We start from the raw sequence: 12748 nt of genomic DNA on the forward strand, positions 1-12748 counted from the left end.
CTTGACTCGCTGGGTACTGCCGGACGGCGCTACGCGGGAATTCAGCTACAACCCCTACGGAAAAATCATCGCCGAACGCGATGAACTCGGCCACTTCACCCGCTACGAATACGCCGACGGCCTGCACCTGATCAGCCGCCGCATCAACGCCGACGGCACCCAGGTCAAGTACCGCTACGACAACGCCCGCCTTTTGCTGACCGAAATCGAAAACGAAGTCGGCGAAACCTACCAACTGGACTACCACCCCAACGGCCTGATCCGACAGGAAACCGGCTTCGACGGCCAACGCACCGCCTACGCCTACGATCTCAACGGCAACCTGCTGGAAAAGACCGAACACGGCGACGATGGCAGTCAGCTTGTTACCCGCTACGAGCGCGACCATGCCGGTCGTCTTGTAAGAAAAACCCTCCCCGATGGCAATACGGTCGACTACACCTACGACCGCCAAGGCAACCTCCTCAGCGTCGAAGACGGCCACTGGGCGCTGGCCTACGAGTACGACAAACAAAGCCGCCTCACTGCTGAACACCAGGGCTGGGGCACCCTACGCTATGGCTATGACGCCTGCGGCCAACTTCAGCATTTACGCCTGCCGGACAACAACCGCGTCACCTTCAACCACGACAAAGGCGGCCACCTGGCCACCGTCGAGCTGAATGGCTCACTGCTGACTTCCCACCTGTTCCACGCCGGTCGCGAACACCAACGCCAACAAGGCCAACTGCTCAGCCACTACCACTACGACGACCAAAACCGCCTGCACGCCCACGCCATCACCCAGCAAGGAAACCACCTTTACCAACGCCAATACGACTACGACAAAGCCGGCAACCTCACCCGCCTGCTCGACACCCGCAAAGGCGAACACCGTTACCGCTACGACCCGCTAAACCGCCTGACCCGCGCCGATCACTCGCAAGACGTACAGGAGCGTTTCGGCCACAACCCCGCCGGCAATTTGCTTATGCAAGACAGGCCGGGGCCGGACATCTTGGCGGGCAATCGCCTGATGATCCAAGGCGATCACCATTACGACTATGACGCTTTTGGAAATCTAATAAGAGAACGGCGCGGCAAAGGCCATTCACTCGTCACCGAGTACCGCTACGACTGCCAGCACCGGCTGATTGGCGTCACCAAACCCAACGGCCAAACCGCCAGCTATCGCTATGACCCGTTTGGTCGACGTATCAGCAAAACCATCGAAGAGAAAACCACGGAGTTCTTCTGGCAAGGCGACAAGCTGATCGCCGAACACCATGCCGATCGCCATCGCAGCTACCTCTACGAACCCGACAGCTTCCGCCCCTTGGCACTGCTGGAAGGCTTCGGCCCAGAAGACATCAAGCCCTACCACTACCAACTCGACCACCTCGGCACACCGCAGGAACTCACCACGCCCGACGGTGAAATCGTCTGGTCCGCGCACCACCGCGCCTACGGAGAAATCAGCCGCCTCGACGTCGGCAAAGTCGACAACCCACTACGTTTTCAAGGCCAGTACTACGACCAGGAAAGCGGCCTGCACTACAACCGCCATCGCTACTACAATCCGGATATCGGTCGTTACCTGACGCCAGATCCGGTGAGGCTGGCGGGTGGGATCAATGCGTACCGGTACGTGACTAACCCGACGGGATGGATTGATCCAATAGGTCTTAATACCTGTCCGGGTACGGCTGCATGTAAATCAACAGACGGCTCAGAAATCCCACTTGGAACGGCAAGAGTTGATGAAGGACAGCCATCAGTACCTCAACCCACCGGGCAACAGAGACGGGCAAGAATAGAGGAGCTGAGTGAGGCAAATGCCAAACGACGAGTGCTTGAGCTGGAAAAAAAATATGACATGCATACTGTTGCCAAACACGGAAAAGAGATAGCACACACAGCGATGCAAAAACGTTCAGTAGATGGAACAAACCCAGCGACGGGAAAAAAGGAGAAAGTTAATTCCAGCTCTCAATTCAAAAGCTGGAAAATACACCTTCACGCCCTAAACAAGGCCATTTACAAAATGCAAGGAAGCAATCCATCGTATACAGGCTATGACAATGCCGGTAATCCTGTAGTAAAAATGGAACTACCAAACTCAGGTCACGGATACAAACCGAACAAGAAAGACATAAACAATCCTAAATACATAGAAAATATGAATAATGTGGAAATAAGGTTTGACAAAAACAACATAACTCGTCCATTCACTGCTTTCCCGTACTGAGGTTACAATGCTGAAATCGCCATTTAGAGATACCCCGTTCACACCCAAGATCTCTTATATTTTGGCAGCGCTATCAATATACGACCTTGAAGAGACAAAAGGCGAAGCGCTTTGGAAATACAACCCTAACAATTACAAGGAGCGAGAAACAATCATAAGGGATTTTATTCTTAAAGAGCTTATGTATCTTAATTACAGGCATCGATTCATATTAATATCAATGCTTCAGCATGCATTGGAAAACCCTAACTTTGACTTCGCCAAAGAATTTGAAAGTAATTACGACGGACATATAACTATGGCATGGGATGAAACCGAAATAACCGATCCCCGAGGTTTCTTCGCCGACATCTACCGGCTCGCCAACGAAGTCTGGAAAGACGACCTCCAAAAAGCCAGCCGCGAAGACCAATCAACTTGGTAACCCACCGCCTGTGGCGAGCGAGCAAACTCCCTCGCCACAAGTGCATGACCTACTTCAACGCTTGGCCAACTCCATAATCATCCGACTCAACAAATAAACCCGAGGCACCACACTCTCCACCTCGGCATATTCCTCCGACGTATGAATATTGCCGCCCACGATCCCAAACCCATCCAGCGTCGGCGTCCCTACCCCGGCCGACAAGCTTGCATCCGCTGCGCCGCCGCTGCCTTCGATGGTCAGGGTCTTGCCCAACTCGCCGTAGATGCCCTGGGCAATTGCGACGAGTTTGTCCGATTCCGCCGTTTGCGGCATTGGCGGCAGCCCGCGTTGCAGGGTGGTCTTGACTTCGGTTTCGGGGATCAGTTTGTCCGCTGAAACCCGCGCCAGGTCTTTCTCGATGCGGTCGAACTCTTCCGGCAACGCCGCGCGCACGTCGGCCTTGGCGGTGGCCTGGTCGGGGATGACGTTGGTGCGGTCGCCGGCCTTGAGCACGGTGAAGTTGATGGTGGTTTTCTTTTCCTCGTCCCCCAGTTTGCCCAGTTGCAGGATCTGGTGCGCAACTTCCATGGCGGCGTTGCGCCCCAATTCGGGCGCGACGCCAGCGTGGGCGGCTTTGCCTTTGACTTCGACCACGGCGGTAGCGCTGCCCTTGCGCCAGACCACCAGGCCATCGGCCGGGCGGCCGGGTTCCAGGTTGAGGGTCACGTCATGGCCCTTGGCGGTGGTGCGGATCAGTTCGGACGCGGCGTCGGAGCCGGTTTCTTCGCTGGCATCGAGCAGGAAGGTGATTTGCGCATAGTCCTTGAAACCCTGGTTTTTCAGGACTTTCAGCGCGTAGATGCCGGCGACGATGCCACCTTTGTCGTCCATCACCCCAGGGCCATAAGCACGGCCATCCTTGATATGGAACGGACGCTCGGCGGCCGAGCCTTCCTTGAACACGGTGTCCATGTGCGCCATCAGCAGGATCTTGGCCTTGCCGGTGCCCTTGAGGGTGGCGACTACATGGCTGCTGTTGGCGGCCTTGTCCGGCACCAGCTGGATACTGAAACCCAGCTGTTTCAATTCATCCACGGCAATATCGCGCACTTGGGCCAGGCCGGGCTCGTAGCCGGAGCCGGAGTCGATATTCACCAGGCGTTCCAGCAGTTTCAGGGCGTCGGCCTTGTACTGTACGGCATCCGCCTGGATTTGCTTGTGCGGTTCGGCGCTGTAGGCCGGCAAGGCGAAGGACAAGGCCAGGGTGGCGGCCAGAAGGGTACGGGGGAAGGTGAAGGGCATGAACCGGTCCTTGTTTTTGTTGAAGGGAGATCGCCACACCCTACCCCACTAAACGGACCGCAACCAAGCCCCCTGCAGTGAGTTGACCCGGTTGCGCCCGCTGCTTTTGGCTTCGTACAAGGCACGGTCGGCATCGTTGAGCCAACTGATGGAGTCGGCATGGCCGGGGTGATACAGCGCCAGGCCGATGCTCAAGCTGGCACGCAGGGTCGGGTCCTGGGCGTACGCCAAGGCGTTGAAACGATCACGCAGGGCGTCCATCACCTCAGTGGCGCGGTTGAGCGGCATGTCCGGCAGGATCACGCAGAACTCATCGCCGCCGTAGCGCCCGGCAAGGTCGGTGCCGCGCAGGTTCTGGCGCAAGACCTTGCTCAACTGGCGCAGAACAATATCACCGGTGACATGGCCATAGGTGTCGTTGATGAGTTTGAAGTGGTCGATATCGATCAGCGCAATCGCCGCTCCCGCCGGGCCACGGCGGCAACGCTGGAACTCGACTTCCAGATGGTCTTTCCAGGCGCCGTGGTTGAGCAGGCCCGACAGGCTGTCGGTGCGGCTCAGGGCCAGCAGTTCGCGCTTGTGCCGCGCCAGTGTCAGCGCCTGGCGATAGCAGATCCAGCCCAGAACCAGGGGGTACAGCATCAGGATCGGCAGGCAGGCGTACAACTGCACCTGGCTGGTCACGGCAATAAAGGCCGGTGCGAATATCAAAAGCGCCGTGGCAATACCCAGGGCCTGGGCCACCCACCCCGCCAGCATGAAGCGCGGCCCGCCGATGGCGACATTGTTCATGCTCATCATCGACAACGTGGTGACGCCGGGCAGCGGATTGAAGTGCATCGCACCAACCCAGAACCCGCCGCAGAAGGAGTCGAACAACAGGTTGCGGCGCTCACTGCGCAACGCATGGACGGCACGCAACGACGCTTGAAACGCCAGGTGCGGCCAGACAAACGCGTTGATCAGCATCCAGGCCCACACCCATGGGGACGGGTTCAGCGGATACATCGCAAACGCCACGCACACAAAGCCGAGCGTCATACCCAGGAGACGGGATTTGTACAAGCGCGAAGCGAGCGGAAGTCCATTTCCTCCGACGGCTGGCATGATAGGGGCATCCTGGGTGAATCCCTGAAGTCTATCAGGGCAAAGTCAAAACGCCACTACTGCTTGCAGGCTAATGCTTCAATGCGAAAAGCCGCGTGCCAGCATGACCGCCACGCCGAGCAACATCACCGCCGTGATCCGCTGCAGCAGCACTCGCCGCCTGGGATTTTCCAGCACGTGCTTGATGCGCTGGCCGAAATAGCAGTACAGGCAGCCGCTGGCAAATTGCAGCAGCAGGAAGGTCATGCCGAGGATGGCGATATCCGCCGCCGAGCTGTGTTCACCCGCCCCGGCAAACTGCGGGAACACGGCGCTGAACATGATGATGGTCTTGGGATTGGAAAAGCCGGTCAGCAAACCCTTGCCGAACAGGCTGCGCGAACCCTCCACGGCGCCGGCCTTGTCGATTGACACGCCGCTGCTGGTCCACTGCCTGTAGGCCAGGTAAAGGATGTAGGCCACGCCGACAAACTGGATGGCTTGGGTAATCGCGAGGTTGCCCTTGATCAGCTCCGAAAAGCCCACGGCAAAGATCAGGATCGAAATCAGGTACGACACACTGGCGCCGATCTGCGCCGGGATCGAACTGCGCAGGCCATCTTTCAAGCCCAGGCTCAACAGCAACAGGGTCATGGGACCGGGACTGAAGGTCATGGTGGCGCAGAACAACAGGAAGTAGAGAAACGAAGACAGCGTTAACGCACTTGTCATGGTCCGGGACCTTGAATGGAGAGAACGGCAACAACGGGGCGCACGCCACAGGCGCACACCCCTGGATGACATCAGGCGACGGCGATTTCGGTCGTCAGGGATTCGCGGTACATCAAGGCCAGGTCGGCCAGGGCCGCCTTGGCGGTCTGGTTGCGGGTTTCAAACGCCACCAGGCCTTTCCAGTTGGTTTCGACAATGGCCTGCATGACGTCGGCATAGTCGCAGTTGCCGTCGTGAATGCCGAAGTGCTGGTCTTGCACGCCGTTGTTGTTGCTGAAGGAAATGCCCTTGATCAAGTGGTGATACTTGCGCACCACGGCCGCCGGCAGACCGTCCTCGATGTTGGCGTGGCCGGCATCGAGGAAGAAATACACGTTGTCGTGGGCTTGCAGGCGCTCGAACACAAATGCGTATTCCGCCTCATGGGTAAAGATGTAGTGGAAAGGACGATAGTTGACGTAGTTGGACAGGTTTTCCAGGTAGATGTCCGTGCCCTTGGTCGCCGCATAAGTGGCCAGTTCCTGGACTGACTTGAGGTAATGCTCCAGCGCCACTTTCTTGGCCTTGAGCACCATTTTCGGCTCGACAATGCAGCCACCGTGAATGATCAGCGGCGCGCCGAGGCGACTGGCGATATCGATCTCCTGCTTGACATAGGCCACCGCCGCCACGCGAAACGCCTCGACGTCACTGCCCAGCGGCGCCTTGAAGTTGCCATGGAACACCGGCTTGACCCCACTGGCGGCGATCTGCGCCAACAGGCTTTCGATGCGCGCATCGGTCCAGTCGTCGACCATTTCGCCGAACAGGCTGCCGTCCACATACCAATGGGTGCACTGCCCTTCGATGGCGGCTTGCAGGCCCTGTTCCGCGGCCAGGTATTTCTGGTGGGCCACACCGGTGCAGAACGGCACGGCGGGGTTGATCAGTTTGCTTTCCATGGAGCGATTCCTTTCGTTGATGGAGGGTCAGGCGGTGACAGCGTCAGCGAGTTCGATGGCCATGAAATCGGCCTTGGTCACGCCGCAATCCGGGCATGTCCAGTCTTCAGGCACCTCTTCCCAAGGGGTGCCGGCGGGAATTCCGTCCTCCGGAATGCCCAATGCTTCTACGTACATAAAACCGCAGGGTGCACACATATAAGTCTTCATGAGAGTGCAGAATCCATTGCTCGCGTATAGGAAATTTCGCCAACTCCTGGCGAGATGGCGCGCAGTCTAGGGCAATGGCATTGCGCCAGGCAGGTAAAGTGATGCCTAATCCCGCCTGACTTCACCGGTAAAAGCACCGGCAAACATAAGGACATTTCATGTTGGTATCGGCCATCGCCTTTGTGGAAGGCACACCCAAGGTCCAGCAGATCGTGGATGCGTTCAGCCAGGCCATCGAGGCCGGTGAATGGGCACCCGGCAGCAAGTTGCCGTCGGTGCGCGAGCTGACCGAAATCCTCGGTGTCAGCAAGTTCACCCTCAATGAGGCCCTGGACCGTCTACGCGGGCGGCACCTGCTCACGTCCAGCCAGGGCCGGGGCTATTTCGTCGCGATGGACAGCGCGCGCCCGGCGTCGGTGGCCTGGGTCGACCTGCTGCCCCAGGACCTGCTCAGCGTATTGCGCCGGCCACTGGCCACTGCCAGTGGGGAGCTGCGCCCCGGTGGCGGGCACTTGCCGGAGGACTGGCTGAACGGCGAAGCGATCCGCCAGGCCATGCGCAGCGTGGTGCGCGCGCCGTCGCTGCGCATCGCCGGGCTCGGCACGCCGGCCGGGCTGTTGCCGTTGCGCCAGGCGCTGCAACAGAAACTCCACGGCGAAGGCCTGTCGGTGCCGGTGGAACAGATCATCACCACCCCCAACACCGTGCAGGGCCTGGACATGCTCATGCGCCTGCTGGTGCGGCCCGGCGACACAGTGCTGCTGGACGCGCCGTGCTACTTCAACTTCCACGCCAACCTGGCCCTGCATGGCGTCAAGGTGGTGACGCTCGAACGCCGCCCCGACGGCTTCGACTTCACCGCCCTCGAACACCTGCTGGCCGAACACCGGCCCAGCCTGTACCTGACCACCAGCGTGCTGCATAACCCGACGGGCCATTCCTTCAGCCCCAGCCAGGCGTTTCGCCTGCTGCAACTGACCCAGCAGTATCACTGCCATATCGTCGAGGATGACCTCTACGGCGACCTGCACCCCAACCCACCGCCACGCCTGGCCGCCGTCGCCGGGCTGGACCAGGTCACCTACCTGTCGGGATTCTCGAAGATCCTCAGCGCCAATACCCGCGTCAGCTACGTGGTGGCCGCGCCACAACTGGCCGCCAACCTGACCAACATGAAGTTGATGAGCGGCGGCGTGACCTCGGAGCTGTTCGAGCAGATCGTGTACCGCATGCTCAGCGAAGGCAGTTATGCCAAGCACCGCAAGCGCATGGTCCAGCGCCTGATGGAAGCCGGCGGGCGCGTCGAGCAATGGCTCAAGCGCTGCGGCTGCGAACTGCCGATGGCTTTCGAAGGCGGCATGTTCATCTGGGCGCGCCTGCCGCCGGGGGTCAACGGCGAACTGCTGGCCCAGCAAGCCCTGAAGCGCAGCATGGTGCTGGCGCCCGGCTTGCTGTTTGGCTATGACCCGGCTCATCGGGACTTGATGCGCTTCAATGTGGCTCACAGTGATGAGCCACGGGCACAGCGGGTATTTGAAGCGCTGCTGCGCCAGGAGCTTGCGCAACGCGGAGGACGAAACGTTCAGGTCAAACCTCGCTAATCTGTTTTTTTAACGATTCAATCCCCACCCTTTGGTCAGGCTGTACTAGCATACGTCTCGGCGGGCAGCACTATCACTGCAGGTTATTCGCATTGGCTAGTGTCTTAATCCCCGTCGCTATAAGACCGAATACCTGCACTCGAAACTCATGGACGAATTGATGAACTCACACCTGTTCCCACATATAGGCAAGGTCATCGCCAGCACCGGCAGTCGCCACTTCCCACGTATGCTGCATGACCTGATACTCACCCAACTGGCAGTGGACGCCACCCATATCACGCAACTGCGAGTGAGTGCCGCTGGCCACACTCGCCGCAGGATCAGCCCGGTCTATACCGACTCGGCAGTGGCGCTGGGCGAAGAGCAACCGGCCGCCCAGCTGCACCTCACCCGCCGTAAGGACGATGTGCGGTATGTGCTGTCGGTGTACCGCTCGCACGAGTCCGAGACCTTCTCGGCGCAAGAGCGCAGCATGCTGGAGGATTTCTCCACGCTGCTGCTGCCCATGGTGGAAAACCACATCAGCGCGATCCAGCCATGCCCCCCAGGCAATACGCCGCAGGAACCACAGAACCAGGGCATCGAGACCTTGCGGCGGCGCATTCAGGAGCGCCTCGTGCAATCGGGGTTGACCCTGTCCAACCGTGAACTGGAAGTGTGCGTAGGCCTGCTGGCCGGGCGCACCGCGCCGGAGTTGGCCGAACAGTTGGCGCTGAAGGTCAACACCATCGAGAGCTACCTCAAGCGCGCGGCGATCAAACTGGGCATCAGCGGACGGCATTCGTTGTTGCGGTGGATGTACTCCACCGAAGACACCACCAGTCTCTAAGCCGACATCGGTCCAAGGGTGGGAGGGGGCTTGCCCCCGATAGCGGTGTGTCAGCTTGCCTATGCATTGACTGACACACTGCCATCGGGGCAAGCCCCCTCCCACATTGGTTACTCATTGGCAGATAGAGATCAATCCCGGGCCAGCGCCTCGATGGGGTCCAGCCGCGCCGCGTTGCGCGCCGGCACGAAGCCGAACACGATGCCGATCAGCGTGGAGCAGGCAAACGCGGTGATGATCGAGCCCAGGGAAAACACCATTTCCCACTCCTTCACGAACAGCGAAAACAAATAGCCGATGGCATAGGACAGCGAGATACCGATAATCCCGCCGATCAGACACACCATCACCGCCTCCACCAGAAACTGCTGGCGAATATCCGATTGCCGCGCCCCTACGGCCATGCGAATGCCAATCTCGCGGGTGCGTTCGGTGACCGACACCAGCATGATATTCATCACGCCGATGCCACCCACCAACAACGAAATCACCGCGATCAATGACAACAGCAGCGCCAGCGAGCGGCTGGTTTTCTGCACCGTCTGCATGATGCTGTCGAGGTTATTGGTGAAGAAGTCCTTGGTGCCGTGGCGTTGCAGCATCAGCTTATTGACGTTGTCCTCCACCACCTTGCTCGGCTGGCCGTCCTTGATGCGCACGGTGATGCTGTCCAGATGGCGCTGCCCCAACAGGCGCCCCGCCGCCGTCTCATACGGCACCCACACGTTCAGCGCCTTACTGGCGGCGAACATGTTCTTGTTGTCCGCCGTCACCCCGATCACCGTGCACGGCAGGTTGCCCACCAGGATCACCTGGCCCAGGGGGTCGACGTTCGCCCCGAACAGGCGATGCCGGGTGTTGTGGTCGATCACCACCACCTGCGCCTGACGCCGTGCATCACTTTCGCTGAAGGCGATACCGGCTTCGAGCTTCACGCCCTTGACCTTGAAGTAGCGGTCGCTGACGCCGTTGACCTGTGCATCCACGTCGATATTGCCAAAGCGCAGCAACAGGTTGCGCCCCACCACCGGGGTGGCGCTGTCGACGTAATACAGCTGGTTCAACGCGTCCACATCTGACGGCATCAGGGTCTCGATGGCCGAGGCGCGGCTGTCACCGAAACTGGTGCCGGAAAAGATATCGATGGTGTTGCTGCCGATGGCCTGGATGTCCTTGAGCACATAACGCTTGGCGCCCTCGCCGATGGCCGAGATCGACACCACCGAGGTGATGCCGATGACGATACCGAGCATGGTCAGCAAGGTGCGCATGCGATGGGAAATCAGCGCGACCCAGGCCATGTTGAACGCTTCCTTGAACAACCCCAGGCTCGCCACCAGGCGCCGCGCGCCGCTGCGCCGGGGCTCGAGCGGCGCTTCTTCGGGCAGCTCCAGGCCGGCACTGTCGTTGGCCTTGTCGCTGACAATCTCGCCGTCGCACACCTCGACGATACGCTGGGCATTGGCCGCCACCTTGGGGTCGTGGGTGACGATGATCACCGTGTGCCCGGCCGTGTGCAGCTCGGCGAGGATGCGCATCACCTCCTTGCCGCTGTGGGTGTCGAGGGCGCCGGTGGGTTCGTCGGCCAGGATCACCTCGCCGCCATTCATCAAGGCCCGGGCGATACTCACGCGCTGCTGCTGCCCACCGGACAGCTGGCTCGGCCGATGGGTGACATGCCCCGACAGGCCCAGGCGCCCGAGCAACTCCCGCGCGCGGCTGTGGCGCTGGCCTTCCGGGATGCCGGCATAGATCGCCGGCATTTCCACGTTGTGCAAGGCACTCAAGTGCGCCAGCAGGTGGTAGCGCTGGAAGATAAACCCGAAGTAATCGCGGCGCAGTTCCGCCAGTTGCTCATCGCCCAGGGAACGGGTTTCGATGCCGTTGATCTTGTAGCTGCCGGCGGTGGCGTAATCCAGGCCGCCGAGGATATTCATCAATGTCGATTTACCCGACCCCGAGGCGCCGATGATCGCCAGCATTTCCCCGGCATGAATGGTCAGGTCGATGCCCTTGAGCGCGATGAATTCGCGCTCGCCGGCCATGAAACTGCGGGTGATGCCCTTGAGCTCCAGCAGAGGTTGAGTCATGGCTCAATTCCCCGCCACGGCAGGCGAGGCGTCGCCAATCACCACCTTGTCGCCCTCGACCAGGCCGTCGAGGATCTGCACCTTGACGTTGTTGTTGATACCGGTCTTCACCTCACGCACCTGCGCCCTGCCCTTGGCGTCGAGCACCCGCACTGCATAGCCGCCCTCGGCATTGCGCGCGCCCAGCGCCGCCACCGGCATCATCAGCGCAGCCTCGGCGGTGTCGAGCACGATACGCACCTGGGCGGTCATGGCGATGCGCAAGCGGTGGTCGGGGTTGGGCACATCGAACAGCGCGTTATAAAACACCGCCGTATTCTGCTTGGGCGCACCGGCGGTCTGGGTTTCGAGGAAATTCTGCGGCGCCGGTTCAGTGCCACGCAGCTTGGCGTAGTAGCGCTTGTCGGCCTCACCGAGAATAGTGAAATACACCTGCTGGCCGGGGCTGATGTGAATCACATCCGCTTCCGACACCTGGGCCTTGACCGTCATCGTGTCCAGGTCGGCCAGCTTGAGCAGCACCGGCGCCAGCTGGTTGGCGATGACCGTCTGGCCTTCCTGGGTAACGATACCCACCACATCGCCGTCAATGGGCGCATTGATACGGGTATAAGCCAGGTTGACCTTGGCCGTGTCGATCTGAATGTGCGCGCTCTTGATCTGCGCATCCAGAGACAACAGATTGGCCTGCTGCACCTGAAAGGTCGACTCGGCGTCCTCGAAATCCTGGCGCGACACCGACTCATCGGCCTGCAAGCCCTTGTAGCGTTCATACACCGACCTGGCCTGCTTGACCTGCGCCGCCGTGGCGCGGCGTTGAGCCTGCAGATTCTCCTCATCGACCTGGGCCTTGCGCAGCGTGTTCTGCAGAATCAGCGGATCGATTTCAGCCAGCCACTGGCCTTTCTTGACCTTGTCACCGACCTTGACCTTGAGCGACTTCAACTGACCGGAAACCTGCGCCCCCACATCGACCTGCTTGACGCCCTCCAACAAGCCGGTGGCGAGAACGGCGTTTTCAATATCGCCGCGTTCAACCGTGGCCGTGAGGTACTGGGGCGCATCGGCAGGCGCCTTGACGGTGTAAATGATCAAGCCGATGGCAACCGCCAGCACTGCGAATATACCGATTTTGCGTAACTTAGACGTTTGCATAAATGACCATAGAATTGAGCTTTTTAATTGAGCATGGAAATCCACCCCCTAACCACGATGCGCAGCGAGTCGCTCTTGATCTTGATCTGGCTTTTGATCCTGGGCGCCCCGTTAAACCACGCTGGCCGAACGCAGGCTTGAATCCGTGGGTAACCCGGCAGGACGC

Annotated in this window: 10 protein-coding genes and 1 pseudogene; 4 read left to right on the forward strand and 7 right to left on the reverse strand. The window is 59.9% G+C overall.

All coding sequences use genetic code 11. The features are described 5' to 3' along the window. Together BFQ00_RS14120 and BFQ00_RS14125 are read left to right on the forward strand one after the other, a co-directional pair. Positions 1-2227: pseudogene (locus BFQ00_RS14120) on the forward strand (RHS repeat-associated core domain-containing protein); the annotation flags it as partial. Positions 2228-2234: 7 nt separating this feature from the next. Next, complete coding sequence (locus tag BFQ00_RS14125) at positions 2235-2651, forward strand: hypothetical protein (protein WP_065933859.1); 417 nt, start codon at positions 2235-2237, stop codon at positions 2649-2651. A gap of 54 nt (positions 2652-2705) precedes the next feature. Here the strand turns inward: BFQ00_RS14125 and BFQ00_RS14130 are convergent, their stop codons facing one another. The 5 genes from BFQ00_RS14130 to BFQ00_RS14150 all read right to left on the reverse strand — a co-directional run bounded on the left by BFQ00_RS14130 (position 2706) and on the right by BFQ00_RS14150 (position 6904). Beyond that, positions 2706-3935 (reverse strand): M20/M25/M40 family metallo-hydrolase, encoded by a 1230-nt coding sequence (locus tag BFQ00_RS14130; RefSeq protein WP_065933860.1) that lies wholly within the window; start codon positions 3933-3935, stop codon positions 2706-2708. A 48-nt stretch (positions 3936-3983) separates the two neighbouring features. Continuing rightward, positions 3984-5042 carry a diguanylate cyclase gene (locus BFQ00_RS14135; RefSeq protein ID WP_065933861.1) on the reverse strand — a complete coding sequence of 353 codons (1059 nt, stop codon included), beginning with the start codon at positions 5040-5042 and terminating at the stop codon, positions 3984-3986. Positions 5043-5120: 78 nt separating this feature from the next. Continuing rightward, positions 5121-5753 carry a LysE family translocator gene (locus BFQ00_RS14140; protein WP_065933862.1) on the reverse strand — a complete coding sequence of 211 codons (633 nt, stop codon included), beginning with the start codon at positions 5751-5753 and terminating at the stop codon, positions 5121-5123. A 71-nt stretch (positions 5754-5824) separates the two neighbouring features. Next, positions 5825-6694 (reverse strand): sugar phosphate isomerase/epimerase family protein, encoded by an 870-nt coding sequence (locus BFQ00_RS14145; protein ID WP_065933863.1) that lies wholly within the window; start codon positions 6692-6694, stop codon positions 5825-5827. Positions 6695-6721: 27 nt separating this feature from the next. After that, positions 6722-6904 carry a rubredoxin gene (locus tag BFQ00_RS14150; protein ID WP_065885035.1) on the reverse strand — a complete coding sequence of 61 codons (183 nt, stop codon included), beginning with the start codon at positions 6902-6904 and terminating at the stop codon, positions 6722-6724. A 158-nt stretch (positions 6905-7062) separates the two neighbouring features. Between BFQ00_RS14150 and BFQ00_RS14155 the strand changes: the two genes are divergently transcribed. After that, positions 7063-8505, forward strand: a complete 1443-nt coding sequence (locus tag BFQ00_RS14155) for an aminotransferase-like domain-containing protein (RefSeq protein WP_065933864.1) — start codon at positions 7063-7065, stop codon at positions 8503-8505. 160 nt (positions 8506-8665) lie between these two features. Continuing rightward, the gene (locus BFQ00_RS14160; protein ID WP_170827561.1) at positions 8666-9337 is read left to right on the forward strand and encodes a helix-turn-helix transcriptional regulator; all 672 of its coding nucleotides are present in this window, start codon (positions 8666-8668) and stop codon (positions 9335-9337) included. A 131-nt stretch (positions 9338-9468) separates the two neighbouring features. Here BFQ00_RS14160 and BFQ00_RS14165 read toward each other — a convergent pair whose 3' ends face one another. Beyond that, on the reverse strand, positions 9469-11427 hold the full coding sequence (locus BFQ00_RS14165; protein WP_065933866.1) for a MacB family efflux pump subunit: 1959 nt from the start codon (positions 11425-11427) through the stop codon (positions 9469-9471). Between the two features lie 3 nt (positions 11428-11430). After that, complete coding sequence (gene macA, locus BFQ00_RS14170; RefSeq protein ID WP_065885031.1) at positions 11431-12582, reverse strand: macrolide transporter subunit MacA; 1152 nt, start codon at positions 12580-12582, stop codon at positions 11431-11433. Positions 12583-12748: the final 166 nt, after the last annotated feature.

The organism is Pseudomonas sp. 28 E 9 (genome assembly GCF_900004785.1).
GTDB classification, from domain to species: domain Bacteria; phylum Pseudomonadota; class Gammaproteobacteria; order Pseudomonadales; family Pseudomonadaceae; genus Aquipseudomonas; species Aquipseudomonas orientalis_A.